General features: G+C 68.4%; 27 protein-coding genes. 14 read left to right on the forward strand and 13 right to left on the reverse strand.

The genetic code is table 11. The annotated features are described in order from the left end of the window. Positions 1-24 precede the first annotated feature (24 nt). On the reverse strand, positions 25-2,187 hold the full coding sequence (locus SACXIDRAFT_RS12035; protein ID WP_006238832.1) for a transglycosylase domain-containing protein: 2,163 nt from the start codon (positions 2,185-2,187) through the stop codon (positions 25-27). Between the two features lie 252 nt (positions 2,188-2,439). Here SACXIDRAFT_RS12035 and SACXIDRAFT_RS12040 point away from each other — a divergent pair, with 252 nt between their 5' ends. Further along, positions 2,440-2,736: a WhiB family transcriptional regulator gene (locus SACXIDRAFT_RS12040; RefSeq protein ID WP_006238833.1), complete on the forward strand. Its 297-nt coding sequence runs from the start codon at positions 2,440-2,442 to the stop codon at positions 2,734-2,736. Positions 2,737-2,761: 25 nt separating this feature from the next. Here the strand turns inward: SACXIDRAFT_RS12040 and bagB are convergent, their stop codons facing one another. The 3 genes from bagB to SACXIDRAFT_RS12055 are packed head-to-tail and all read right to left on the reverse strand — an operon-like array spanning position 2,762 to position 5,183. Continuing rightward, positions 2,762-3,898, reverse strand: a complete 1,137-nt coding sequence (gene bagB / locus SACXIDRAFT_RS12045) for an ATPase BagB (protein ID WP_006238834.1) — start codon at positions 3,896-3,898, stop codon at positions 2,762-2,764. Next, positions 3,895-4,899, reverse strand: coding sequence for an ATPase BagA (gene bagA / locus SACXIDRAFT_RS12050; RefSeq protein WP_006238835.1), 1,005 nt, complete (start codon positions 4,897-4,899; stop codon positions 3,895-3,897). The genes bagB and bagA overlap by 4 nt, the downstream gene beginning before the upstream one ends. 35 nt (positions 4,900-4,934) lie before the next feature. After that, the gene (locus SACXIDRAFT_RS12055) at positions 4,935-5,183 is read right to left on the reverse strand and encodes a hypothetical protein (protein WP_006238836.1); all 249 of its coding nucleotides are present in this window, start codon (positions 5,181-5,183) and stop codon (positions 4,935-4,937) included. A 33-nt stretch (positions 5,184-5,216) separates the two neighbouring features. Here SACXIDRAFT_RS12055 and sp36 point away from each other — a divergent pair, with 33 nt between their 5' ends. The 6 genes from sp36 to SACXIDRAFT_RS12080 are packed head-to-tail and all read left to right on the forward strand — an operon-like array spanning position 5,217 to position 9,698. After that, positions 5,217-5,378 (forward strand): Sp36 family protein, encoded by a 162-nt coding sequence (gene sp36 / locus SACXIDRAFT_RS22750; RefSeq protein WP_006238837.1) that lies wholly within the window; start codon positions 5,217-5,219, stop codon positions 5,376-5,378. Positions 5,379-5,389: 11 nt separating this feature from the next. Next, a complete protein-coding gene (locus SACXIDRAFT_RS12060; RefSeq protein WP_006238838.1) occupies positions 5,390-5,845 on the forward strand; it encodes a RidA family protein in 456 nt (151 codons plus the stop codon). Beyond that, positions 5,845-6,486: a hypothetical protein gene (locus SACXIDRAFT_RS12065; protein ID WP_006238839.1), complete on the forward strand. Its 642-nt coding sequence runs from the start codon at positions 5,845-5,847 to the stop codon at positions 6,484-6,486. The genes SACXIDRAFT_RS12060 and SACXIDRAFT_RS12065 overlap by 1 nt, the downstream gene beginning before the upstream one ends. Before the next feature lie 35 nt (positions 6,487-6,521). After that, a complete protein-coding gene (locus SACXIDRAFT_RS23820; RefSeq protein WP_006238840.1) occupies positions 6,522-8,078 on the forward strand; it encodes a hypothetical protein in 1,557 nt (518 codons plus the stop codon). A 19-nt stretch (positions 8,079-8,097) separates the two neighbouring features. Then, positions 8,098-8,922, forward strand: a complete 825-nt coding sequence (locus tag SACXIDRAFT_RS12075; RefSeq protein ID WP_040922144.1) for an NUDIX hydrolase — start codon at positions 8,098-8,100, stop codon at positions 8,920-8,922. Next, on the forward strand, positions 8,922-9,698 hold the full coding sequence (locus tag SACXIDRAFT_RS12080) for an MBL fold metallo-hydrolase (protein ID WP_006238842.1): 777 nt from the start codon (positions 8,922-8,924) through the stop codon (positions 9,696-9,698). The genes SACXIDRAFT_RS12075 and SACXIDRAFT_RS12080 overlap by 1 nt, the downstream gene beginning before the upstream one ends. Positions 9,699-9,700: 2 nt before the next feature. On the opposite strand, the gene SACXIDRAFT_RS12085 is transcribed toward SACXIDRAFT_RS12080, so the two are convergent. The 3 genes from SACXIDRAFT_RS12085 to SACXIDRAFT_RS12095 all read right to left on the reverse strand — a co-directional run bounded on the left by SACXIDRAFT_RS12085 (position 9,701) and on the right by SACXIDRAFT_RS12095 (position 12,634). Beyond that, the gene (locus SACXIDRAFT_RS12085; protein ID WP_006238843.1) at positions 9,701-10,966 is read right to left on the reverse strand and encodes an MFS transporter; all 1,266 of its coding nucleotides are present in this window, start codon (positions 10,964-10,966) and stop codon (positions 9,701-9,703) included. A 523-nt stretch (positions 10,967-11,489) separates the two neighbouring features. Then, entirely contained in the window at positions 11,490-12,164 is a 675-nt protein-coding gene (locus SACXIDRAFT_RS12090; protein WP_006238845.1) for a Crp/Fnr family transcriptional regulator, read from the reverse strand. Between the two features lie 218 nt (positions 12,165-12,382). After that, positions 12,383-12,634, reverse strand: a complete 252-nt coding sequence (locus tag SACXIDRAFT_RS12095; protein ID WP_006238846.1) for a hypothetical protein — start codon at positions 12,632-12,634, stop codon at positions 12,383-12,385. Between the two features lie 111 nt (positions 12,635-12,745). Between SACXIDRAFT_RS12095 and nth the strand changes: the two genes are divergently transcribed. The 4 genes from nth to SACXIDRAFT_RS12115 are packed head-to-tail and all read left to right on the forward strand — an operon-like array spanning position 12,746 to position 16,020. After that, entirely contained in the window at positions 12,746-13,516 is a 771-nt protein-coding gene (gene nth, locus SACXIDRAFT_RS12100; RefSeq protein WP_198284317.1) for an endonuclease III, read from the forward strand. Further along, complete coding sequence (locus SACXIDRAFT_RS12105; protein ID WP_006238849.1) at positions 13,513-14,124, forward strand: TlpA family protein disulfide reductase; 612 nt, start codon at positions 13,513-13,515, stop codon at positions 14,122-14,124. Before nth ends, SACXIDRAFT_RS12105 begins: the two co-directional genes overlap by 4 nt. Beyond that, positions 14,121-14,825: an NUDIX hydrolase gene (locus tag SACXIDRAFT_RS12110; RefSeq protein ID WP_006238850.1), complete on the forward strand. Its 705-nt coding sequence runs from the start codon at positions 14,121-14,123 to the stop codon at positions 14,823-14,825. Before SACXIDRAFT_RS12105 ends, SACXIDRAFT_RS12110 begins: the two co-directional genes overlap by 4 nt. Positions 14,826-14,838: 13 nt before the next feature. Beyond that, positions 14,839-16,020, forward strand: a complete 1,182-nt coding sequence (locus SACXIDRAFT_RS12115; protein ID WP_006238851.1) for a MarP family serine protease — start codon at positions 14,839-14,841, stop codon at positions 16,018-16,020. A 3-nt stretch (positions 16,021-16,023) separates the two neighbouring features. Here SACXIDRAFT_RS12115 and SACXIDRAFT_RS12120 read toward each other — a convergent pair whose 3' ends face one another. The 4 genes from SACXIDRAFT_RS12120 to SACXIDRAFT_RS12135 form a co-directional block, all read right to left on the reverse strand. Then, a complete protein-coding gene (locus SACXIDRAFT_RS12120) occupies positions 16,024-16,956 on the reverse strand; it encodes an alpha/beta fold hydrolase (RefSeq protein ID WP_006238852.1) in 933 nt (310 codons plus the stop codon). A 20-nt stretch (positions 16,957-16,976) separates the two neighbouring features. Then, entirely contained in the window at positions 16,977-17,489 is a 513-nt protein-coding gene (locus tag SACXIDRAFT_RS12125) for a phage holin family protein (RefSeq protein ID WP_006238853.1), read from the reverse strand. A 49-nt stretch (positions 17,490-17,538) separates the two neighbouring features. Then, positions 17,539-18,261 carry a VIT1/CCC1 transporter family protein gene (locus tag SACXIDRAFT_RS12130; RefSeq protein ID WP_040922145.1) on the reverse strand — a complete coding sequence of 241 codons (723 nt, stop codon included), beginning with the start codon at positions 18,259-18,261 and terminating at the stop codon, positions 17,539-17,541. Between the two features lie 106 nt (positions 18,262-18,367). After that, positions 18,368-18,808 carry a DUF6319 family protein gene (locus SACXIDRAFT_RS12135; protein WP_006238855.1) on the reverse strand — a complete coding sequence of 147 codons (441 nt, stop codon included), beginning with the start codon at positions 18,806-18,808 and terminating at the stop codon, positions 18,368-18,370. 651 nt (positions 18,809-19,459) lie between these two features. On the opposite strand from SACXIDRAFT_RS12135, the gene SACXIDRAFT_RS12140 reads away from it, so the two are divergent. After that, entirely contained in the window at positions 19,460-20,218 is a 759-nt protein-coding gene (locus tag SACXIDRAFT_RS12140) for a L,D-transpeptidase family protein (protein WP_040922146.1), read from the forward strand. A 70-nt stretch (positions 20,219-20,288) separates the two neighbouring features. Next, positions 20,289-21,074 carry a choice-of-anchor P family protein gene (locus tag SACXIDRAFT_RS12145; RefSeq protein ID WP_006238857.1) on the forward strand — a complete coding sequence of 262 codons (786 nt, stop codon included), beginning with the start codon at positions 20,289-20,291 and terminating at the stop codon, positions 21,072-21,074. Between the two features lie 95 nt (positions 21,075-21,169). On the opposite strand, the gene acs is transcribed toward SACXIDRAFT_RS12145, so the two are convergent. Next, complete coding sequence (acs, locus tag SACXIDRAFT_RS12150; RefSeq protein ID WP_006238858.1) at positions 21,170-23,170, reverse strand: acetate--CoA ligase; 2,001 nt, start codon at positions 23,168-23,170, stop codon at positions 21,170-21,172. A 366-nt stretch (positions 23,171-23,536) separates the two neighbouring features. Between acs and SACXIDRAFT_RS12155 the strand changes: the two genes are divergently transcribed. Beyond that, a complete protein-coding gene (locus tag SACXIDRAFT_RS12155; RefSeq protein ID WP_040922617.1) occupies positions 23,537-24,289 on the forward strand; it encodes a Fic family protein in 753 nt (250 codons plus the stop codon). Positions 24,290-24,516: 227 nt separating this feature from the next. On the opposite strand, the gene murQ is transcribed toward SACXIDRAFT_RS12155, so the two are convergent. Beyond that, positions 24,517-25,443, reverse strand: coding sequence for an N-acetylmuramic acid 6-phosphate etherase (murQ, locus tag SACXIDRAFT_RS12160; protein WP_006238860.1), 927 nt, complete (start codon positions 25,441-25,443; stop codon positions 24,517-24,519). Positions 25,444-25,490: the final 47 nt, after the last annotated feature.

The following is a 25,490-nucleotide window of genomic DNA, read 5'->3' on the forward strand; positions in this document are numbered from 1 at the left end:
CAGGCGCCGAGCATGCCGGCGCTGCTACCGGATGTTGGTGTAGGCGGGGTCCGGCTGCGGCAACGGCTCAACGGGCATGCCCTCCATGATCGGCTTCATGGCCCTGAACCAGGTGTGCGCGGGCGTCTTACCACCGAACATGTTGCCGTTGACCGTGGCGTGGACGTTGCCGGCACCGCCGTAGGTCAGGCCGCCGTACGGGATGTCAGGGCGGAACACCATGGCCGCACCGGCGAGCTGCGGGGTCGCGCCGACGAACGCGGCCGAACCCTGGAACTGGGTCGTCCCCGTCTTGCCGATCATCGGGCGGTCCCAGCCCACCGAGGACGCCGCCTGTGCAGCAGTCCCGCCGGTGACGGTGTCCTTGCTCATGCCGACGGCGAGCGTGTTAGCCAACCCCTCCGAAATCACCTGCTCGCAGGCGGGTTCCTTGACCGGGAACGGCCTACCTGCCCTGTCGTTGACCTCAAGCACCGGGGTCGGCGAGCACCAGACGCCGCCGCTCATGATCGTGGCCGCGACGTTCGCCATCTCCAGACCACTGACGGGGCTCGCGCCGAGGGTGAACATGCCCCGGCCCTGCGGCGCCAACTCGTTGGGGCCGTAGAACTCCTTCTGCGCCATCCTGAAGTCGGCCCGGTCGTGGTCGGGGTCCGGCTCGTCCCCGTTCGCAGCACTCGATGCCATCGTCTTGCGCAGGCCGAGTTTCTCGGCCATCTCGACGACGTGGTCCATCCCGGTCATCTCTTCGAGGATGACGAACGTGGTGTTGGGTGACTGTGCCAGCGCGTCCTGCAACGACATCGAGGTGTCGCCGCCATCGCTGGCGTTCTTGACGCAGTAGGTGCGGATGTTGGTGCCGGGGCGCAGCGGGCAATGCTCGCCACCCCAGTTGAACACGGGCGAGACGTGGAAGTTCGGCACCGGAACGGTGTCGTAGATGCCGACCTTCTTCTGCTCAAGCGCCGCTGCCGCGGTGAAGATCTTGAAGCTGGAGCCCGCACCGGTCACGTTGAAGACCTCGTAGGGCAGCCCGTAGACGGTCTGGCCTGCCTCGGCGTCGGTGCCGTAGTCCTTGTTGGCGACGAGTGCGATGACCTCGTGCCGCTCCTTGCCCGGTTTCACCAGCGACAACGTGTTGGCGACGTTCGGCTCTTCCTTGCGGACCTCGGCCTCGGCCGCAGCCTTGGCCTTGAGCGTGGCCTCTCGGTCCATCGTCGTGCGGATGACGTAGCCGCCGGTGTAGAGGTCTTCCTTGTCCATGCCGAGGTCGTCAACGAGGTGATCCTCGACGTACTGGCAGAAGAAGCCGAACTCCGGGTCCGCGCTGACGCAGGTGGACGCAGGCTTGTTCGGACCACCGGGGACGACGCCAAGTGGCTCCTGCTTGATCTCCTCGGCGTCGGCGGGGTCGAGTTTGCGGTTCTCGACCATCTTGTCGAGAACGAAGTTGCGCCGCTCCTTGGCTTTCTCCGGGTTGTTCCACGGGTCGAGCACGGCGGGGTTGTTCACCATGGCGGCGAGCATCGCGGACTGGGGAACGGTGAGTTTGTCGGCCGTGGTGCCGAAATACGCCTGAGCCGCCGCGCCGACGCCGTAGATCTGCCGGGAGAACTCCACGACGTTGAGGTATCCGGTGAGGATTTCCTCCTTCGTCAGCTTCGTCTCCAGTTGAATGGCGATCCTCGCCTCTTTCAGCTTCCTGGCGATCGACGCTTCCTGAGCTTTTTGCTGCCCGAGTTCGTCACCCCGATAGGTGACATTGATCAAATAGTTCTTCACGTACTGCTGCGTCAGCGTGGACGCGCCCTGGGTGTCACCGCCGGACGTGTTGCTGATCGCCGCCCGAAGTGTCCCTTTCCAGTCAACGCCGTGGTGATCGTAGAAACGGCGGTCCTCGACGGAGATGATCGCCCATTTCATGGCGTCGGAGATCTGGTCCGACGTCGTGGGGATGCGGTACTGCTTGTACAGGGTGGCGAAGGGCTTGCCTTCCCGATCCGTCAAGGTCGTGACCAGCGGAGGTGGTTCGTCGGCAAGGTCGGACGACATGGCGTCCACTGTCTCGCTGGCCTGATTGGAGATCACCCCGGCCGCCCCGACGACGGGGAACATAATCCCCGCGACGAGAACCCCGGCGAGTAGGCACAGACCCAGCAGCTTGAACAGACCGCTCCGGATACTCACGCACTCAGGGTACGCACCCCTCCGCGATCACGTCCGACCCGTTCCCTTGATCGAGAAGCCATCTGATAACAAATGACCCTGCGGGGGTTGGCGGGGGAACCGCTCGACCCCTACAGTCCGTCAACAACTCACGGGACGACGCCAGGGGAGGCGTCGTCGGAGGGCCGTGAGTACGAAAGACCTGCTCGTGGGGGGCGCGGTCGCATGCTACGTCGCCTGCCTGCCGGTCGTGACAGGGTAGGAGCTGGGGGTATGAGGTACGACTACTCGGACTGGCGTGTCCACGCGTACTGCAGGGACAGCGATCCGGACGGTTTGTTCGTGCGGGGAGCCGAACAAAACCGCGCGAAACTGGTCTGCATGGGTTGTCCGGTCCGCACCGAATGTCTCGCGGAAGCGCTGGACAATCGCATCGATTTCGGCGTGTGGGGAGGAATGACGGAACGCGAGCGCCGCGCGTTATTGCGCCGCAGGCCCGAGGTGGTGAGCTGGCGCGACCTGCTCGAATCGGCCAAACAGGACTACGAACCCGCGCAGCGCGTCTCCTGACGCCTGGCGGACAGGTCAGGGTGCGTCACGCGCCCGCGAGGCGGTTGCCGACGTCGCGAAGCCCCGTGAGGTCGTGAACGTCGCTTGGCAGCGCCGGCACCTTGCTCACCGGAACGTGAGGGTGCGCCTTCGTGAAACGCGCGAGCAGGCGCTCCTCACGTTTCGACATCTCGACGCGGTCGGCGTGCAGGCGCAGTACGGCAGCCGCGAGTTCGGCGTCATCGGTGCCCGCACTTCTGCGTTCGAGTGCTTCCGCGGCCGCGAGCGCGTCGATGGCCGACAGCTTCGCGAGCACCGGGTGCGTCCGGTTCGCGACGAGCCCGGCGAGCGGCATCGACTCGGTGGACAACCGTTCGACGAAGTAGCTGGCCTCCCGCAGCGCGTCGGGTTCCGGCGCGGCCACCACGAGAAACGCCGTGCCCTTCGACCGCAGCAGCTCGGCGGTCTTGCCCGCGCGCTCCCTGAACCCGCCGAAGGTCGAGTCGAAAGCCTGCATGAACGCCGACGCGTCGGCGAGCAGTTGCCCGCCGAGGATCGTGGAAACCGCCTTGGCGAACATCGAGAACCCGGCACTCACGACCTTGCGAAGGCCCCAGCTGCCCGCACGGGCCGGCGTGGTCAGCAGCCGGATCATGCGGCCGTCGAGCGCGGCCGACAACCGTGTCGGCGCGTCGAGGAAGTCCAGCGCCGAACGGCTCGGAGGTGTGTCAACGACGATGAGGTCCCAATCCCCCGTGGCCGCGAGCTGCCCCAGCTTCTCCATCGCCATGTACTCCTGCGTCCCGGAGAACGACGTGGAGATCGTCTGGTAGAAGGGGTTGCCGAGCAGTTGCTCCGCCCGTTCCGGCCCCGCGTGCCTTCGCACCATGTCGTCGAAGGTGCGGCGCATGTCGAGCATCATGGCCCACAGCTCGCCCTTCGGCTCGAACCCGGCGACCTCGACCTTCCTCGGGTGGTTGCCGAGTTCACGCAGGCCGAGTGCCTGCGCGAGCCTGCGAGCGGGGTCGATGGTCAGTACCACGGTCTGCCGCCCCCGCTCGGCGGCCCTCAGGGCGAGCGCGGCCGCGGTGGTGGTCTTCCCTACGCCACCGGAACCGCAGCAGACGACCACCCTCGTCTCGGTGTCGTCGAGCAGGCTGTCGATGTCGAGCTGGTCGGTCACAGGCGTACTCCCTGGTCCACCAGTGCGTCGGCGAGTTCGTAGAGTCCCGCGACGTCCACCCCGCCTGGCTGGTCGGCGAGGCGCAGGGTGGGTAGATCGGCCTCGGAAAGCTGCTCCGACGAGCGCTGCTCGGCTGCGATCCCGACGGCGTGCTCGACGGTTTCGGTCACCAGCGCCTCCACGGTGGCGTCGGAGAGGTCGAGCCCTGCCGAGGTGAGCCCTGCCCTCACTCCCGCCACGTCCACGTGCCCTTCCGCGGCGGGGAACAACGAGCGCGCGGGCAGGCGCGGCGGGCGGACCCTGTTCACCAGCACGGCGCCGGGCCGCAGGTCGGCGCCGTCGAGTTCGGCCACCGCGTCGAGCGTCTCCCGCACCGGCATCTCCTCCAGCAGGGTCACGATGTGGACGGCCGTCTCACCGGAGTGCAGGAGGCGCACGACACCCTCGGCCTGGCCTCGGATGGGGCCGGTCTTCGCTACGTCGGTGAGTGCCTTGGTGACGTCGAGGAACTTCACCACTCTCCCTGTGGGCGGCGCATCGACGACGACGGCGTCGTAGACGTGCCTTCCGTCGGAATCCGTGCGCCCGACGCACTCCTTGATCTTGCCGGTGAGCAGGACGTCGCGCAGTCCGGGAGCGAGTGTGGTGGCGAACTCGATGGCGCCCATCCTGCGCAGCGTCCGGCCCGCGAAACCGAGGTTGTAGAACATCTCGAAATATTCGAGCAGTGCCGCCTCGACATCGACGTGCAGGGCGCGGACCTCGCCACCCCCTGGCGCCGACGCGATGCGCTGCTCGGCGTACGGCAGTGGCTCGGTATCGAAGACCTGGGCGAAGCCCTGTCTGCCCTCGACCTCCACGAGCAGCACCCTGCGCCCGCCTCTGGCGAGCGCGAGACCGAGGGAGGCCGCGAGCGTCGTCTTGCCGGTTCCGCCCTTCCCGGTGACAAAGTGCAGCCGGGTCCGAGCGAGTTCGTCGGTCCAGCCTGACAGGGGAGTCACATTCCGAAGCGTATCCGCAAATCGGCGCGGCCCGGTCAGCTCGCGAGTGCGAGGACGCTCACGGTGAGCGCGACCGCACCGGAAAGTACCCAGGTCACGACGACAGGCAGCACCGTCAGCGTGAGTACCGCCGCCACGACCAGCGCGGTGAGAGCAACCAGTCCGGTGACGGCGACGGCCGAGCTTTCGCCCGTCCGTTCCCTCGCCTTCGCCATGACGAGGAGGATGCCGATCACTCCGGGCACGACGAGCAACGCCGCCGCGAGGATGCGCCATGCTTCCACGCCGTCCGACGGTACTGGCTAGGGTGTTCGACCATGAGTGCCACGAAGTGGGAATACGCCACGGTGCCCCTGCTGATCCACGCCACCAAGCAGATCCTCGACCAGTGGGGAGAGGACGGCTGGGAGCTAGTCACGGTCCTGCCGAACCCGAGCGGCGAGCAGCACGTCGCCTACCTCAAGCGGCCGAAGAACTGAAGGGGCGGATCATGAAGTGGAGCGCGAGGCTCGACCAGCTCGGTATCGAACTGCCCGCCGTCGCGGCTCCGGTCGCGGCCTACGTCCCGGCCGTGCGCACGGGCTCGCACGTCTACACGTCGGGGCAGCTGCCGTTCGTCGGCGGTGAACTCGCGGCCACCGGCAAGGTCGGGGCCGAGGTCAGTCCCGAGGAGGCCAAGCAGCACGCGCGGACCGCGGCGCTGAACGGTCTCGCCGCCGTGCACGCCCTCGTCGGTATCGACTCGGTGGTGCGGGTGGTGAAGGTCGTCGGATACGTCGCGTCGAGCGAGGGCTTCGGCGGTCAGCCCGCTGTCATCAACGGTGCTTCCGAGCTGCTCGGCGAGGTGTTCGGCGAGGCGGGCGCGCACGCGCGAGCGGCCGTGGGGGTCGCCGAGCTTCCGCTGGGCGCGCCTGTCGAGGTCGAGCTCATCGTGGAGGTCGAGTGATGGACCCCGACATCGAGAACTCCTGCCACGAGCTGCTGCTGCGGCTCGCGGGCCGGTTACCCGACCGGTTGCTGTGGCGGTTCCGCGACTGGCTCGGAGAAGGTGCGATGGGCACCCTCGCCCGTACGCTGCCGAAGACTTTGCTCAAGCACAGGATTGATCTCGACCAGTCGGAGTATCGCCTGTTGGTCGCCGGTCTCATCCCACACGGTGCCGACTGGCACGAGGTCAGTTCGACCCTCGGGGTGGACGCGTCGAGCGAGAACCGGTACACATTCACGACGGGTGCGCCCGATTGGGTGAACACCGTCGATTCGGTGTCCGTGGTGGTTCACGCAACGTTGCGGGGACGCCCGGACGTGGGTGAGGTCCGGGAGAGCTGGCGGCATGACCGTGGGTCCGCTGAGGAGCCCGTTGAGGGAGCCAAGCGGGTCCTGCTGGTCACGGCGGTCTCCGGGCTCGCCCGCCTCACTGGGGAACTTCAACGTGTCCTCCGTGTCCTTGGCGACGAATCGCCCAGCGTCGAGGTTCTGCCGGCGCAGGTCGAACTTCCCGCCTATCACGAGGCTGCACTCGCGAACTCCCGGTTCGTGTGCGTGGGCGCCGTGGACGCCGGTCACCACAGGCTTGTACCCGCATAGCGCTCGCCTCACCGCGGGCTGGAGGGAGATGGGGGATGGTGGACGAAGGTCTGCCCAAGGACGGCTTCGCGGTGCCGCTGCGGCTGCACAACGTCCTGCTGGCGCTGGCGGGCCGGCTCGACGACAGCGCGCTGTCCGAAGCGCGTGAGCTCGTCGCCCGTTCACATCTGGACGACGCGGCGGAACTCGCCGTCGGCGCGCTGATCGCGGGCCGCATCATGGTGCGGCCGAGCGAGCAGCGCGAACTGGCACTCGTGCTGGAGATGAGCCGGTCGGACGCCGCGTTGGCCGACCAGCTCACCGTCGGCGAGTCCGTTCCCGGCTACACACACCGGTTCAGCAGGGACAACGATCCCGACGCGGGCATCGCGGAGGCGCTCGACCGCACTCTCCAGGTGCTGCCGGACGTGCGGTCGGTGCACGCGGTGTGGCGTAACACACCGGCGGGCAGCGTGCCTGGCCCGCTGCCCCAGCGGGTGGTGCTCATCGAGATCGGTCCCGAGGCTCATCCGCCCGCCGTGGCGTTCCGCGTTGACGACGCACTCCGCCGGAGCGGTATCAGGGCGGTCGTCGAGGTCACGGGGCCGAGCGCCGAACGCACCGACTACCACGAGGCGGCTCTCGCGACAGCCACGCCGGCGTGGCTGGCTTCGGGGCAGGGCGCAGGCGACACAGGCGGGCGCAAGTCGCGTTCGAGGTCGTCCCGCAAGATCACCGCGGGTGCCGCGAGGGCGAGGTCGGAGTCGGAGTCGGAGTCGGCCCGGCATGCCTCGCACGATGCCTACACCGCGCCCGAGCGGTTCGAACAGCAGGAGCGGTTCGAGCAGCCCCGGCAGGAGGAGCAGTACGAGCAGTACGAGCAGTACGAGCGGTTCCAGTCGCCCCGCCAGGAGGAGCACGAACGGTTCCAGTCCTCCCGGCAGGACGAGCCGGTCCAACCGATCGAGCAGCGGTGGAGCGAACCCCCAGCTGTCGCCCCACACGACCCTGCGGAGTTCCCGGAGGCCGGGGACGAGCAGGCGAACGCCGCAGCGCCGGTGGTCGAGGCAGGGCAACCGGCGGCTTCCTCTTCCACCGACCCGGCCGTCGAAGTCTCGGCCACCGATGTGCCTGCCGTCGAAGCTGCTCCCGCCGACCTGGCTTCCGAGGCGCCGGCCGTCGAGGCTCAGGTCGTGGAGGCTCAGGTCGTGGAGGCTCAGGTCACCGAGGAACCGTGGCCCGAACCCAGGGTCGAGCCGTCCTCGCGCGCCGAGAAGCCGGAAAAGTCGGATAAGTCGGAAAAGCCGTCGTTCTCGGCCGACGAGCTGGCCGAATTGGAGAACCGCGTCGCCGAGACCACCGAGATGAGCCCGGAAGAGGTCGCGCAGCTTCGTGCCGCGATCGCCGAGGACTACGAGAAGGGCAGGGAGATCGCGGGGCTGTCCGCCAGCATGGTCGAACTTCCTGAGCTCGCTCTCGACGACCCTCAGCTTTCCGAGCGTGACAGGCAGTTACTGCGCGAGCTGCACGCCGAACTCGCGGAGCGTGAACGTGCGGAAGCGACGAGGACCAACGGGGCCGAACTTCCGTGGGGCGAAGGGTCGAAGGGGTGACCGGCGGTATCGTGCGGCCGTGACTCACTCTCCGAACCAGGCGGGTGAACGCTCGTTCGTGGTACCCGCGAGCGTCGTTCCCCCGCAGCCGCCGGACCCGCCGTCGAAGCCGGTTCCGGCGAAGGACTCCGCCACCGTCGCGCTGGTGCGTGATGCTGACGGCTCCGGGGTCGAGGTCTTCCTTCAGCGGCGGGTCAGGACGATGGCCTTCGCGTCGGGCATGACGGTCTTCCCCGGAGGCGGGGTTGACGCTCGGGACGCCGACGCCTCGGTCGGCTGGGTCGGCCCGCCCGCGACGCTCTGGGCTCGCTGGTTCTCCTGCTCGGAGCCGCTCGCGAGGGCACTGGTGTGCGCCGTCGTGCGGGAGGCGTTCGAGGAGTCCGGCGTCCTGTTGGCGGGTACGGCCTCGACCGTCGTGTCCGACACGAGCGTCTTCGCCGACGCGCGCCGCGCGCTGATCTCCGGGGAGCTGTCCCTCGCGAAGTTCCTCTCCGACGCGGGATTGATGCTCAGGGCCGACCTGCTGCGGCCGTGGGCGAACTGGGTCACTCCGGAGGACGAGCCCCGCAGGTACGACGCGCGTTTCTTCGTCGCGGCGCTTCCGGAGGGACAGACCGCGGATGGCGCGACGACCGAGGCCGAATCGACGTACTGGCAGCGGCCTGCCGACGCGATCGCCGACGCCGAAGCAGGTCGTGCGGCGTTGATGCCGCCGACGTGGCACACACTGACCGAGATCGGGCGGTTCGCGTCGGTAAAGGACGTTCTGGCGTGCGAGCGAACCATTCGCCGGATCATGCCAAGGCTGGTGTGGAACGGCGACCGCGTCGTGGTGGAGTTGTGATGAACCATCCCGCCTACGGTGTGCTGCGCCGTGTCTCACCGATCGCGACGGTGCTGCTGGAGAACAATCCCTCGACGATGACGCTCGACGGCACCAACACGTGGATTCTCCAGGCACCAGGCCGTTCGGGGCGGGTCGTGGTGGACCCGGGCCACGCGCTCGACGACCACGTGGATGTGCTGGCCGCGCTCGGTGATGTGGAACTGGTGCTGCTCACGCACTGGCACCCCGACCACTCCGAGGCCGCGCCGGCGCTCGCGCAGCGTCTCGACGCACCCGTGCGCGCGTTCGACCCCGGTCTCTGCCACGCGGCCGACCCCATCGAGGACGGGGAGACGGTGCGCGCGGCCGGGCTGACGCTGGAGGTCGTGCACACGCCGGGCCACACCGACGACTCGGTGGTACTCAGGGTCGATCACGACGACGTGACCCATGTCATCACCGGTGACACGGTGCTCGGGAGGGGCACCACCGTGCTCACCCACCTCGGCGACTACCTCGCCTCCCTGCGCACACTGCGCGGTTTGCCGCCCGGGTCGCTCGGTCTGCCTGGGCACGGGCCCGAACTGGCCGATCTCGCGACCACAGCGGCGGAGTACCTGCACCACAGGGAGCAGCGCCTCGACCAGGTGCGGCAGGCGCTGCGGCGGTTGGGTGACGACGCCACGCCACAGCAGGTTGTCGAGGTGGTCTACGCCGACGTCGATCGAGCGCTGTGGGCTCCCGCGACGGAGAGCGTGCGTGCGCAGCTCGACTACCTGCGCACGCACGGCTGAGCTCAGGCGAGCGCGGCGTCCGGCCGCTCGGTGGCGGGCCGCTCCACTTCCGGCGTGACGGCGCGCACGGACGCCTTCCTCGCCCACACGACGCCGGCCAGCACGAGCGCGCAGGCACCGGCCACGAGGAAAGCCACCGGCGGGCCGCCGCGCTCGACGAGAAAGCCGCTCGCCGACTGCCCTGCGGCCAGGCCGAGGGTGATGGCCGTGAGCACCCAGCCGAAGGCCTCCGCTGCCGTGCCCTTCGGCGCGACGAGCTCGATCGCCATCGAGTGGCTCGTGGACTGAGGTGTGATGAGGGCACCGGCGAGGAGCATCGCGACCCCGAGTCCCCACAGCGTTGACGGCAGGGCCAGCAAGGCGACGCTCGCGCCGAACAGGGCGAGGAGCACGGCGAGGCGAGGCCCCAGCGGCCTCGGCCACGGCCTGAGGCTGAACAGGACGCCGAAGGCGACGGAACTCACCGACCACACCGAGAGCAGCACGCCGCCCAGCGCGGTGTTGCCCGCCTCGGTGGCCGCGGCCGGTACGGCGACCTCCACGAAACCGATCACCATGCCGAACCCGAGGGCGGCCAGCGCGAGTGTGCGCATGCCGCGGCTGGCGAACGCGCCGAGCAGGGGCGCGTGCGCGCGGGCTGCGGGTGGCCAGGCGCGTACGGCAGGGCTCAGCGCGAACAGGACCGCGCCGATCACCATGCACGACGATCCCAGCACCATGCCGGTGCCCGGCCACGGCGCTGCGACGAGCGCCCCCGCGAGGCCGGGACCGAGGATGAAGAAGACCTCCATGCTGATGGCCTCGTAGGAGTACGCCGCGGTGAGAGCGGGGCCGGGCGGCAGCAACCTGCCCCACAACGCCCTCGACGCCGAGCCGCAGGCGGGTTCGAACAGGCCGATGCCGAAGGCGAGCGGCACGAGCAGGGGTGTCGCGGCCTGGCTCTCGACGGCTGTGATCAGTGCTGTCACAGCGACGGTGAACAGCGCGGTCACCACGAGAAGCGGGCGTGTCGGTCCCAACCGGTCGATGAGCCTGCCCTGGACGACGGAGCCCATGGCGACTCCGAGGAGCGTGCTCGCGGACACCAGGCCCGCCACGGCATAGGTACCTGTCATGTGCTGCACGTACAGCAGCTCGGAGATGCCGACCATGGCGATGGGAAGGCGGGCGAGCAACGATGCGACGAGGGGGCGGCGGCCGGGACGCAGGGTGAGGACGACCCGGTAGTCGGCGAAGGTCGTGCGACCGGACTCAGCGGAGTGGGACACGCGTACCAGTATGAGGCAGGTGGTACGCCAGTACCACTATTTTCTTGTCGCGAACTTGAGAGAATTCGCGCGAAAGGGGTGTAAAGCGCACTCGGGTGGGTATCTAGGTATCGGATGGATAACGGTGCCGACCTGCTCGGCATCAAAACAGAGGCTCAGGCGTCTTTGAGAGTGAACACGCTTGAAGCGGTGGGGTGGAGCCATGCGACCCTAGCGATGGGCACCCCACGGCTGAAACATTGAAGACGTCGAAGGGTGCCGAGGCGCTGACAGTCGGCGGAACGACTGGTGGCCGCCAAGGCGAGCCCACAACTACAGACTCCCTCCGGGTTTCGGGTCGGGGCCTACAACCGGAGGGCGGGGAGCGCGGTTCGTCGGGGGACGGCCCGCGCAATAACGGACAAGGGGCCGGACAAGTGCCACGTCGGGGGTGGCGCCCGGCCCCTTGTTCCGTGTCGAGACTGATCGAGTCTTCTGGACGTGCTCGGCGAGGTCGCCGAACCGTCAGGCGGGAGCGCCGCTCTCAGCGAGCCCTTCGGGCCAGGCGCTCCGGGTCGAGGATCAGCACACTCTTGCCTTCCAGCCGCAGCCAGCCGCGGTGGGCGAAGTCGGCGAGTGCCTTGTTCACGGTCTCGCGAGACGCGCCGACGTACTGGGCGATCTCCTCCTGTGTCAGGTCGTGGGTGACCCGCAACAGACCGGCCTCCTGGCTGCCGAAGCGCTGCGCGAGCTGGAGCAGCGCCCTGGCGACCCGGCCGGGGACATCGGTGAAGATCAGCTCGGCGACCATGTTGTTGGTGCGGCGGAGCCGGCGTGCGACGACGCGGAGCAGTTGTTCGGCGATCTCCGGTCGCGTCGAGATCCACTGCCGCAACGCGGGACGGTCCATCGTGACCGCGCTGACCTCGGTGACCGTCGTAGCGGTCGAGGTACGCGGGCCGGGGTCGAAGATCGACAGCTCGCCGAACATGTCCGAAGGGCCCATGATCTGGAACAGGTTCTCGCGGCCGTCGGCAGACTTACGGCCGATCTTCACCTTGCCCGACTTGATGATGTAGAGCTTGTCCCCCGGCTCGCCCTCGTTGAAGATCACGTGGCCGCGGGGGAAATCCACCGTCTCCAGAGTCTGTGCGAGCGCCTCTGCCGCCGCCGGTTCCACACCCTGGAAGATGCCCGCGCGGGCCAGGGTCTCGTCCACCTCGTGCCTCCTTTGGGTAGCGGCCGCCGTCTCCGCACGCGGGACGGCGTGCCGCCGATCACTACATGCAGTGTAGGGCGTGCCCCCGAGATCGCTCCCCGCTCGGGCCATGGAAAGGCAACCTGCTACTAACGAGTACGAGAAACGCGAACTCACCGCGTTCGCTCGAATACTCCCTGTTGAGAGGCTCGGCGGAGGACCTCGTCCGACCGAACAGCCTAACTCCGGAGGCTACGCTGCTTGTTCTTGGCCGCCCTTCCCGAGAGCCTGCGAAGCCGGAACAACTCCAGCGCGCGGCCGATGCCGTGGCCGTAGAGTGCCCTGACCTCGTCCGGCCGTGCCTGCTCCAGAAACTCCTCGACGTCTTCCCCGCGCACGGAAACGTGCCGCAGGCGGTGCTCGACGCGCTCCATCCCGAGCGCGAAAAGCATCACCACGACCGGCACCGCGATCACGAACCAGACGGTCATATCACTCCTGATCTCTAGCTCATCCGGGCTCGGTCGTCGCGTCACGTTTCCTGACCCGACGTCAGCGAAGGAGGTGGCTTCCTCACCCGACGGCGCACGTAGGCTAGCGGGGTGTCGTCAACCGTCGGGAACGCCCCCCGTAAGGGGCGCGCAGTCGCTGAACAGAGCCGGTTGTCGTTGGTCAGACGCGCGCGGCGTATGAAGCGTTGCCTCGATGTGGCCTACCCAAACGCCCATTGCGAGCTGAACTTCTCCACCCCGCTCGAACTGCTGGTCGCCGTCATCCTGTCCGCGCAGTGCACCGACGAGCGGGTCAACGAGGTCACCCCGGTGTTGTTCTCCCGCTACCCCACCGCCGCCGACTACGCGGGGGCCGACCGCGTCGAGTTGGAGGAGCTGATCCGGCCGACCGGGTTCTTCCGCAACAAGGCGACCTCCCTGATGGGCCTCGGTGCCGCACTCGTCGATCGGCACGGCGGTGAGGTGCCGGGCACGCTCGACGAACTCGTGAAACTTCCCGGCGTGGGACGCAAGACCGCGAACGTGGTGCTCGGCGAGGCGTTCGACGTTCCGGGAATCACCGTGGACACCCACTTCGGCCGCCTCGTCAGGCGATGGGGCTGGACCGGCAGCGACGACCCCGTGAAGGTCGAGCAGGAGATCGGTTCCCTGTTCCCCCGCAAGGAGTGGACGATGCTGTCGCACCGCGTGATCTTTCACGGGCGGCGGGTCTGTCACTCGCGGAAGCCGGCGTGCGGGGCGTGTCCGCTCGCGAGGGACTGCCCGTCCTTCGGTGCGGGCCCGACCGAGTTCGACGTCGCGGCGAAACTCGTGAAGGGGGCCGAACGCGACCATCTGCTCGAACTGGTGGCGCGATCTTGACACCGGCGACGAAGTGGGCGCTCGCCGTGGGCGCACTGGCACTCGCGTTGATCGTTGCGCTGCTGCCGAGGTCGGCGAGCGTGCCACCCGACACCGAAGACGACACCGAACTCGCTGCGGCGAGGCAGCAAGCCGCGCTGGCTGCCTGCCTCCCGGAGCAGGACGGCGGGGAGGGCCGGAGCGCGGGCGGTGCCTTCCAGGACGTGCGAGTCCACTGTCTCGGCGATGGCTCCCAGGTCGAGTTCGGCGACACACTCGGTGAGGGCCCGACGCTCGTGAACGTGTGGGCGACCTGGTGTGAACCCTGTAGGGAGGAACTTCCGCTGCTCGCGCGGTACGCGGAACGGCCGGACGCGGCCAGGGTCGTGACGGTGCAGGTGCAGAGCGCACCGGAGGACGGGCTGCGGCTGTTCACCGAACTCGGGGTGCGGCTGCCTGCCCTCCACGACGGTGAAGGGGCGAGCGGTCCGGTGCGCGGAGCCCTCAGGGTGCCGACCGCGCTGCCTGCCTCGTACGTCGTGGAGGGCGGCGAGGCGCGGCTCGTGACCAAGCCGAGGCTGTTCACCTCCGTCGAGGAGATCGTGAACGCGGTGGAAGGGACGCGATGAACGGGCCCCTGATTCCCCCTGCGGAGGCGCCGGACTTCCTTCGGCCACTTGTCGAGGCGAGCGCGGAACTCGATCCGGCCAGGTTCGCCAGGGTCACCGGACCACCACGCACCGGTGCGAGGCTCGCGTCGGTGCTGATGTTGCTCGGCGACACGGCCGATCACGGCACGGACGTGTTGCTGCTGCGCAGAGCCGACACACTCGGATCGCACGCGGGTCAGGTCGCGTTTCCGGGGGGCGGAGCCGAGGACGGCGAAAGCCCTGTGGCGACCGCGCTGCGGGAGGCGGAGGAGGAGACAGGAGTGGCGCCCGAGGGCATCCGCCCCGTTGCCGTGTTCCCCCGGCTGTACGTGCCCGTGTCACGGTTCGCGGTCACGCCCGTGCTCGCGCACTGGCACGCGCCGTCACCGGTGCGGCCCGTCGATCCGGCCGAGACCGCGGCCGTTGCCAGGGTTCCGATCACCGAACTGGCCGATCCGGCGAACAGGTTCCAGGTGCGCAAGCGCGGTGCACAAGGTCAGAAATGGCGCGGGCCCGCCTTCACGGTGAAGGGGCTCTTCGTCTGGGGTTTCACGGCTGGGTTGCTCTCGGTGCTGCTCGAACTGGGCGGCTGGGCGAGGGAGTGGGACCGCGACGACGTGAGGGAGCTTGACGTAGCGTTGGCCGAACACGAGGCGCGCACCGCAGCCCGGTGGATGTGACAGGGGAGAGACGGTGAACTGGGTTGACGTGCTGGTGATCCTGCTGGCATTGCTCGCGGCGATCTCCGGTGCGCGTCAGGGTTTTCTCGTCGCACTCCCCGCCTTCCTCGGCGTCATCGCGGGCGCGGTGCTCGGTATCCGGCTCGCGCCGCTTCTCGTCGAGGTGTTCGAACACCCCGCAGCGCGGGTCGCCGTCGCCGTGGGCACGGTGGTGTTCCTCGTCGCGCTCGGCGAGACCGTCGGCGTTTACCTCGGCAACAAGCTCAAACGCAGGATCTCCTCACCGAAACTGTCCGGTCTGGACAATGCGCTCGGCGCGGTGGTGCAGGGCGCCGTGGTGTTCGTGGTCGCCTGGCTGATCGCGCTGCCCCTCACGAGCGTCGCCGCGCTGCCGGGACTGACCAAGGCGATCAACGACTCGTCGGTGCTCGGCGGCGTGAACGAGGTGATGCCCGAGGCCGCACAGGGTCTTCCCGGCGAGCTGCGGCAGCTTCTCGACGAGTCCGGTTTCCCCACCATCCTCGCGCCCTTCCAGGACGCGCCAGTGAGGGCGATCGACCCGCCCGACCCCGCGTTGCAGGAGAGCGCGGTGGTGCAGGGTGTACGCAGCAGTGTGCTCAAGGTGCGGGGCACGGCGCCGAGCTGCTCGCGAGCGTTGGAGGGCACCGGTTTCGTCATCGACGCGGAGCGGGTGATGACCAACGCGCACGTCGTCGCGGGCACCGACAGGGTCATGGTGGAGACGGAGCAGGGCGATCTCGATGCCGAGGTGGTGCACTACGACCCTGCTACCGACCTGGCTGTGCTCGCCGTTCCCGGGCTGGCGGCGAGGCCGCTGCCGCTGTCGGAGGAACCCGCCTCGGCAGGAGAGGACACGATCGCGCTCGGCTATCCGCTCGACGGTCCCTACACCGCGACACCGACGCGCATCAGGGAACGCATCACTTTGCGGGGCCCCGACATCTACGACTCCGCGACGGTTCAGCGCGACGTCTACACCGTCAGGGGGCAGGTGCGCAGCGGCAACTCGGGCGGCCCGCTGATCAATCCGGACGGCGAGGTGGTTGGCGTCGTGTTCGGCGCCTCGGTTGAGGACCCGGACACCGGTTTCGTGCTCACCGGGGACGAGGTCGGCGACGAGATCCAGCGAGCGCGGTCGTTCGGCTCGCCGGTCGGCACAGGGCCCTGCACATAGTGATCAGATGCCGTGCAGGAACTCCGTGAGGAGTTTCGTCGTGGTGTCCGGTGCTTCGAGGTGGGGGAAGTGACCGACGCCGCGTACCCATTCGAGGCGCGAACCCGGACCGCGCCACGGCGCCGACTCGCGCGCCGTGGCCGGCAACACGCACGGGTCGCCGTCGCCGTGGACCTGCAACACCGGCATCGCGACCCGATCGGAGATCGCCTCGGCGAATCGGCGCCCGTCGCCCCTGAACTGTGAGCGGAAAGCCCAGCGGTAGTACTCCAACGAGCTGTGGGCGACACCGGGTATGCGCATGGCGTGCCGGAACCTGCGTGCCGCCTCCGTGAAGTCGGGCCTTCCCTGCCAGCGTGTGCCCGACCAGGCCCGCAAAAGCTGCTCGACCTCCGCGGCGTCGGCTTCCACGAGACGCCGTTCGGGCGCCATCGGAATCTGCGACCGCAGCAGATGGCGCATCGCTCTCGCCTGGCCGCGCCGCCGCCACAGGGTTCGCCGGATGGCCGCGCGCAGGGCGAGCGGATGCGCGCCACCGAGCACGCTCACCGACGCGACGACGCGAGGATGCAGTGCCGCGACCGACCACGCGAGCAGGCCGCCCCAGGCGTGCCCGACGAGGTGCGCCCGACGTTCCCCGAGCGCCCTGACCAGCCCGGCGACGTCACCGGCCAGCGTCCAGCCGTCGTAGCCGCGCGGAGGCTTGTCCGAGTCGCCGTACCCACGCAGATCCGCCGCGATGACACGGAAACCGGCGTCGGCGAGCGCCGTCAACTGGTGGTGCCATGCCCACCAGAACTCACCGAAGCCGTGCAGCAGCAGGACGGCGGGGCCGGACCCCTGTTCGGCGACGTGCAGCCTGATGCCGTTGGCCGAGACGTCGCGATGTGTCCACGGGCCCTCGTATCGCACGGTCGAAGGATCGGGAACGGACACGGCGCGGCTCTCGGTGATCGTCAGCGCGCCGTAGAGGAGCTCGCGGTCTCCTCCTCGGCACGCGTGCCCCTGTGCCTGAGCACGTCGGCGGTGTCCTTCAGGCTGTCGATCGAGCGTTGCGGTTTGCGGACCCGCCGCCACTTGCGCAGCCCCGCGTAGGCGGCCAGACCCGCCGTCAGCAACATCAGCAGGAACACGATGCCGAACGCGGCCCAGCGCGGCAGCCACTCCGCGATCAGCTCACCGAGGAAGAAAAAGAAGAAGAAGGAGCTGTACAGCCCGATCACACCGGCGAGTACGAAGAAGAGACTTCCTCGGAACGCCTTCTTCGCTTCGCCGACCGCCTCGGCCTTGATCAGCTCGACCTCGGCTCTGACCAGCGTGGACACCTGCTGGGCAGCGTCCTTCACCAACGAGCCGATGGATGCGTCCTGTGCTGTCGCGTCGTCGGGGGACAGCGGAAGGTAGGGCACCGCAGGGGCACCACCCGCGCTGTCCTCCGAAAGGTTCTTGGGGCTGCTCACGCGCCTCATCGTGCCACGTGATCAATCTCGGGGCGCGACGAGGCGCGCCGCGACGTGGTCATCCGAGCACAGTGCCCGACAGGAAACCCACCGCGTACGTGATGAGCATCGTCAACGCGCCGACGCCCACGTTGCGAGCGGCGGCAGGTAAGGGAGGTGCCTGGCCGAGCCTGGCGCTCACCAGACCGGTGATCGCCAGCGCGATCACCACAGCGCCGCCGGTGGCAGGCACCCTGACGGCAGGAGGGAAGAGCAGGATCGCCAGCAGAGGCAGCAACGCGCCGACGGTGAAGGCGATCAGCGAGGCCCACGCGGCCTGCCACGGGCTGGTGAGCTGTCCCGGATCGATGCCGAGTTCCACCTCGGCGTGCGCCTGGAGCGGGTCCTTCTCCGTGAGTTCGCGTGCGACGTCGGCGGCCAGCCGGGGAGACAGCCCCTTCGCTTCGTAGAGCTGCGCCAGCTCCCGTTCCTCTTCCTCCGGCATCGTGCGCAGTTCGTGCCGCTCCAGCCGCAGCAATGAGCGCTCGGTGTCGCGCTGTGTCGAGACGGAGACGTACTCGCCGCCTGCCATCGACAGCGCACCCGCGACGACCCCGGCAAGGCCGGCGAACAGGATGGCTTCGAGGTCCGTCGTGGCGCCTGCGACACCGACCACCAGCCCCGCGGTGGACACGATGCCGTCGTTGGCACCGAGTACGCCGGCGCGGAGCCAGTTGAGTCTGCCGCCCACGCCGCCGGAGTGAGGCTCGTTCGCGTGTGGCTGCCTGCTGCGGTCGGACACGGCTCCATCACAGTCCACCGCGGACCCACCGGCAAGGTGATGAGGGAAAAGGTGAGGTGAGCGGCACGGCTGCCGCTCACCTCACCTTCCTGCCGACGGCCGGCCGTCAGCTCTCCAGTTCGGCGAGCGCCTGCTTTGCCTGCTGGAGTTCGGCTTCGAGCTGTGCGACCTTGGCCTGCTGCTGCTCGCGAGCCTCGTTGATCACTTCGTCGATCGGTGCGGACAGCTCCTCGTGGAGTTCCTTCGCCGCGCGGGACACGGCCGAGGCGGGAATGTCCAGACCTTTGGCGACCCACTTGCTGCCGTGCTTCAGTTCGGCCTGCCACTCACCGTCCGCGGTGCCGGTGACGGTGAGCGTGAGGATGACGGTCCTCGTCTTGCGGGCGGTGCTCTTCGCCTTCGCCCTCTGCGGCTTGCCCGATTCCGGCTGGGCCCGTTCGGACTGCTCCTGCTGTTCTCGCTGCTCCGGAGCGTCCCCCCGCTCGCTCTCGTGGCTCACCGGGGTCTCGTCCAGCTCCTGGTTCGCGGAAGCAGCGTCAACGGTCATCGTCAGTGTCGTCTCCTAGAGAAGCGGGTTGTCCTCGAAAGGGTCCTGCAAGCGGTCAGGATAGAACGTTCGTTCGACTGTTCACCCGGAGGGGTTGACCTTCAGTGGCGCCGGGAAAGGCGATCACGAATACGCGCCTGGGTTGCGTCCGTGACGGTATCGAGACCGTTGTGGAATGCGGTTTGCTCCGGTTTGGGGATCGTCGCGTTACAGCCATGCACACGAAAGGATGAAACGCGCGTGTGTTTGGTAGCGCGTTGAAGTATCTCAGCTGGCGTTGCTTATTTTTCGAGTGAAGGAACCGAGGTCGAAGCGGTTTTCGAGACCTTTTCAGTCAACTCTCCGTAGTCGCCGGTTGTGATCTTGGAGGGAAAGTTTCCTCCCGGGGTCCGGCGCATGCCCCTTCCTCGTCTGAACACAATGGACCATCGAATGCCGTTTCAGCAGGACGGTGGCGCTTTTCGAGTTGTTACTCCGCGGTTAGGCGAATCGTTCGAGGCCGCTGGAAGGCGGTGGTGAGCCGTTTTGCTTGAATAGCGATCGACTCGCCCAGTTGATCAATTCGTTCAGGGACTGCGATTAATGGAAAGAACCGATACTTCCCGAGGCCGGTCCGAGGGTCCGGCCGGCCGCAGACGGTCCTCGCGCAGGATGCTGGCCCTCGCGGCCGCAGCCACGCTGACATTGCTGACCGCGGCCTGTGGCGGCGACAGCGGAAATTCGGCGGAAGCCGAGGGCGGTGGTCAGCAGGCAACCACACTCCCGGAAGCCACGACGTACGGGAAGGTGCCGAACGCGCCGAAGGACCCGGAACCGAACGCTCCGACCGAAGGGGAGGTTCTGCACCCGACCCGCGAACTTCAGGTTCACGACGCGGTCGGAGGTACGCCGATCGCACGACTGCCCGTCAAGCAGATCTCCTCGCCGACGTGGGTGCCCGTCATCAAGCGCGAGGGAGACTGGGCGCAGATTCTGCTGCCGACCCGGCCCAACGGTGCGACCGGGTGGATCGACACGTCAGGTGATGCGGTCGAGTCGGCCGAGAACGACTACCTGGTCAACGTCGATCTGAAATCGTTCAACCTCGAAATCCTCAAGGACGGCCAGCAGGTCGGCCAGTGGACGGTCGGGATCGGAGAGCCCGAATCCCCGACACCGACGGGACGCGCCTACATCATCGCCTCCATCGAGGAGACGGTGAACGACTACAGCCCGATCGTTCTCCCGCTGAGCTATCACTCGAACTCCCACGAGAGCTACGGCGGCGGCCCCGGCACGGTCGGCATCCACACCTGGCCGGACGACAGCTTCGTCGGCAAGGCCAACAGTGACGGGTGCATCAGGGTGACGAAGGACGCCCTCGACGCGCTCGCCAAGCTCCCGCTCGGAACGATCGTCAACATCGTCTGACTCGCGAGCGGGCTTATCCAGGTAATCGCTGATCAGTACCCATCCCTTACCGCTCTAGAAAGGCAATTCCTTGTCGAAGAAGAGAACAGCCGCTCTCGGCGCAGGTGTCCTCTCGGCGCTCGTCGTGGGTGGCATCGCGTTCGCTCCCACCGCTGTCGCGGCGCCCGAGGACTCCGCATACGCTCTCGCGGCCGACGGCCTGGTCAACATCACCAAGGTGCCGCACGTGATCGGCGAGGGTAAGGACCACCTCGTGCACACCGACCTGCCCAGCGCGGCCAACCGCATCCTGCACGCCGGCGTGTTCAACTCGGCGGTGGAACAGGGCTACGCCAAGGCCAGCACCACCGACGTCGAGCTGGGACTTCCCGGAGTTCCGGCGATCGCCGTCGGACTGGTGACGGCCGAGTGTGACGACCTCACGGGCTCCACGTCCGTCGCCGATCTGCGGATCGGTGGCCAGGAGATCGCGCTCGACCAGATCGGTCCGAACACGGAGATCATCCCCGACGCGCTCCAGGGCATCGCCCGCATCACGCTGAACAAGCAGACCGCGAACGACGACGGCTCCCTGACGGTCAGCGCCCTCTCCGTGGACCTCCTCGACGGAACGCAGACCGTTGACCTGTCCACGGCCACCTGCACCGAGAAGCCCGAGGCTCCCGAGGAGCCGGAGGAGCCGACCGCGCCGCAGAAGCCGAGTGAGCAGCCCAGCGCACCGCCGTCGGACGACGACGGTGACAACGGTGGCGACGACGGGGACGACGGCGGTGAGCTGCCCGGCTCGACGCCGGACGAGCGCGGCAAGGCGCCGGTGCCGGTTCCGCAGCCCGGCCACCTCGACGTGACCGGCTGACCGATCCGGTAATCCGGCTCGCTGAGGTAGAACAAGGGCGGCCTCCACCACGAGCAGGGTGGAGGCCGCCCTTCGTCATCCTCGGCGTCTCGGGGTCACTCGTCGCCGGAACCCGACCTCATGCCCTTCGAGATCAGATCCATCACGGAGCTGTCGGCCAATGTGGTGACGTCACCGATCTCGCGGTTCTCCGCGACATCCCGCAGCAGGCGCCGCATGATCTTGCCCGAGCGGGTTTTCGGCAGCTCCGGCACGACCATGATCTGCCTCGGCTTGGCGATGGGACCGATCTCCTTGGCGACGTGGTCGCGCAGGGCCTGAATGGCTTCCGCGCCGTCCGCCGCACCCGCTCCGTCGCCGGCGGCGTCGCCGCGCAGGATGACGAACGCGACGATGCCCTGGCCGGTGGTCGGGTCCGTCGCGCCGACGACCGCCGCCTCGGCCACCGTCGGATGGGACACCAGTGCGGATTCGACCTCGGTCGTGGAGATGCGGTGGCCCGACACGTTCATCACGTCGTCCACCCTGCCGAGCAGCCAGATGTCGCCGTCCGCGTCGTACTTCGCGCCGTCGCCTGCGAAGTAGTAGCCCTGGTCGGCGAAGCGCGACCAGTACGTGTCGCGGTAGCGCTCGTCGTCGCCCCAGATGCCACGCAACATCGCGGGCCACGGCTTGTCGAGCACGAGGTACCCGCCACCGTTGTTCGGCACCTCGGTGCCGTCTCCTGAGACGACCTTCGCGGAGATTCCAGGCAGCGGTCGCTGCGCGGAACCGGGCTTGGTGTGTGTGACGCCGGGCAGCGGGGAGATCATGATCGCGCCCGTCTCGGTCTGCCACCAGGTGTCAACCACGGGGCAGCGGTTGGCACCGATGTGCTCGCGGTACCACATCCACGCCTCGGGGTTGATCGGTTCACCGACCGAACCCAGCAGCCGCAACGAGGAAAGGTCGTACTTCGCGGGGATGTCGGAACCCCACTTCATGAACGTGCGGATCAGCGTGGGCGCCGTGTAGTAGATCGTGACCTTGTACTTCTGCACGATCTCCCAGTGCCTGCCCTCGTTGGGGGTGTTGGGCGTGCCCTCGTACACGACCTGCGTGGCGCGGTTGGCCAGCGGCCCGTACACGATGTAGGAATGCCCGGTGACCCAGCCGATGTCGGCGGTGCACCAGTACACGTCCTTGCCCGGCTTGTGGTCGAACACGACGTGGTGGGTGTAGGCGGCCTGCGTGAGGTAGCCGCCCGAGGTGTGCAGGATGCCCTTCGGCTTCCCTGTCGTCCCCGACGTGTACAGGATGTACAGCGGGTGCTCGGAGTCGAACGCCTCGGGCGTGTGCTCGGCGGACTGGGCATCGACGAGGTCGTGCCACCACACGTCGCGGCCTTCGGTCCATGGCACGTCGCCGCCGAGGTCGTCGCCGGTACGCCGCACGACGACGACCTTGCGCACCGTCTCTGCTCCGGAAAGGGCCTCGTCCACGTTCGCCTTCATCGGTACCGCTTTACCCCTGCGGTACTGGCCGTCCGAGGTGATGACCACCTTGGCCTCCGCGTCGTCCACACGGGACCGCAGCGCGGTGGGGGAGAAGCCGCCGAATACCACGCTGTGCAGCGCGCCGATCCGCGCGCACGCGAGCATCGCGACGATCGCCTCGGGAATCATCGGAAGCTGGATGGCGACGCGGTCGCCGGAGCCGACGCCGAGTGAGGCGAGGGCGTTGGCCGCCTTGCAGACCTCGCGCTTGAGGTCCGCGTACGTGATGTCTCGTGTGTCTCCCGGCTCGCCGACCCAGTGGATGGCCACCTGGTCGCCGTGCCCGTCCTCGACGTGCCGATCGACGCAGTTGTAGGCGACGTTCAGCTTGCCGCCGACGAACCACTTCGCGAACGGCGCGCCCGACCAGTCCAGCACCTTGGACCACTTCGTGTCCCAGTGCAGGCGCTCGGCCTGCTTCCCCCAGAACGCTTCACGGTCGGCGTCGGCGTCGGTGTACCACTGCTCCGTCGCGTTGGCCGTGGCCGCGAACTCCTCGCTAGGAGGGAAGGTTCGGCTCTCGGTCAGCAGATTGTCGAGTGCCGGTGACTGCTCTGTCATGGTGCCTCCTGGAATGCGAATGACGGCTTTACGCCCGCGGCGCCGGTAGCGACGTTAGTACCCCATGTCACAAGGGTGCAGCCAGTGCGCGACGGCAGACAAGCGCCGGGGGACGAGTGGCTGACGAACGGCGGACGAGCGCTGCCGCTGGTCCGGGCTCGGGTGCTGCCGCAGGGGCGGCGACCGGGTGGGGCCGCCCCAGGTGCGGAGATCGATCTGCGGGTTGGAGAGTGGCGATCGAGCGCTGCCGCCGTGCGGCGAATCGGGTGCTGCCGCCGGTGCGGCGAATCGGGTGCTGCCGCCGGTGCGGCGAATCGGGTGCTGCCGCCGGGAGGCGGCGATCGAGCGCTGCCTATGCTCAGCGGCATGACCGACCCACTCGCACCGCTGATGGAACTCGGCGGTGTCGCCGAGGCCGCGAAGAGCGCGCAGGATGCCGTGTTCGCCGTGCACCGGCTTCCCGCCAACCTGCGGGGCGGCTCGGCCACAGCCGCGGAGGCGTCGGTGCGGGCCGCGCGGGCGTCCGCTGCGCTCGACGGTGCGAACCCGGATCTTCCGGAGGACGGTTCGGTGACCGATCCCGTTCTCGCGGGTTCGCTGCGGGTGGCCGAGGCCACCGAGTCGCTGCTGCCGACGTGGCGCCGTGCCCCGCTCCAGGTGCTGGCGCGCCTGCACGTGCTGGCCGCGGCGGACCTGACCGACGACCCTGACGCCCTCGGCAGGCCACGTCCGGACGACGGCGCAGAGGACACCGGGCCGATCGCGCGGCGGTTGGAGCTGCTCGCGCAGTTGGTCACCGGAGCCACCTCCGTGCCTGGGCCGGTGCTCACGGCGGTGGTGCACGGGGAGTTGCTCACGCTGCGGCCGTTCGGTTCGGCTGACGGCGTGCTCGCGCGGGCGGCCGCCCGGTTGTCGATGATCGCCACGGGGCTCGACCCGAAGGCGTTGACTGTTCCTGAGGTGGCGTGTTTCCGCAGGCAGAAGCGATACGAGGAAGCCGCGAAGGCATTCGCCTCCGGTGAACCCGACGGCGTACGGCAGTGGCTGCTCTTCTGCTGCGAATCTTTCGAGGCGGGTGCCAGGGAGGCGAAGAGCATCGCCGACGCCGCCACCCCCTGACGCCGTGTCCGCACTTCCCGTACGCGTGTCCGCACTTCCTGTACGAGTGCCTGCACTTCCCGTACGGCTGTCCATGTAATCGATCACCAGCGATGTCACCGTCGCAGCCCTCACGACGCTGTAGGGGCCGCTGGTGGGTGTCGCGGGCTCGTGCGCAGCGGTGACGATCGAGGGCGCGACGTGGCTCGCCACGCCGCTGTTGCCCCCGTGGCACTCGGCCGACGCGGTTACGACGCCTGCGCCCGCACGGCGGCCAGTGCTGCCCTGACATGACCGTCGGCCGCGTGCAGGGCGTGGACCGCTCTCTCGACCTCGACGTCACCGAGCAACTGCACGAGTGCCACCTTCAGGTCGCCGTCCGCCTTGGTCAGGGCCTCGCTGCACTCGTGATCGCCGAGTCCGGTCGCCTCCCGGAGGATGCGGATCGTGCGCCCTCGCAGTTTCGCGTTGGTCGCCCGCACGCTCACCATGAGGTTCGAATACGTCCTGCCGAGCTTGACCATCGTCGCGGTCGAGAACGCCGTCAGAACCAGCTTCTGCGCTGTTCCCGCCTTCATCCTGGTGGAACCCGCGATGACCTCGGGGCCGGTGTCCACGACGATCCGCACGTCGATGCCTTCGAATCGCGGCGCCTCGGGATTGCACGACACCAGCGCGGTGGTGGCGCCGAGCCGGTTGGCCTCCCGCAGAGCGCCGATCACGTAGGGGGTGCGGCCCGACGCCGTCAGCCCGAGGACGAAGTCGCCGGCCGACACGCTCTCCCGCAACTCGGCCGCGCCTGCTTCGTCGTCGTCCTCCGCGTTCTCGACAGCGGCCCTCAGCGCTTCCTGACCACCGGCGTGGTGGGCGACAAACCAGTCGGACGGCACGTTGTAGGTGGGCACGAGTTCGGCGGCGTCGAGCACAGCGAGCCTGCCCGAGGTACCCGCGCCGACGTAGTGCACGCGGTGTCCTTCGCGCAGCGAGTTCGTGGCCGCGTCCACCGCTTTCACCAGTTCCGGAAGTACCTGGCGCACGGCACCGGGGACGGAATGGTCCTCGGTGTTGATGGTGGCCAGGATGTCGGTGGTTGACATCCTGTCGATGTCGGTCGTGTTCGGGTTGCGCCGCTCAGTCGGCGACTCGACGTGCACGACCTGCGGTGAAACGGTCATCTGGGCCCTCACTCCTGTTCGGCTGGCCTGCGCGCGGCGGGTGGCGC

This window comes from Saccharomonospora xinjiangensis XJ-54 (assembly GCF_000258175.1).
Taxonomy (GTDB): domain Bacteria; phylum Actinomycetota; class Actinomycetes; order Mycobacteriales; family Pseudonocardiaceae; genus Saccharomonospora; species Saccharomonospora xinjiangensis.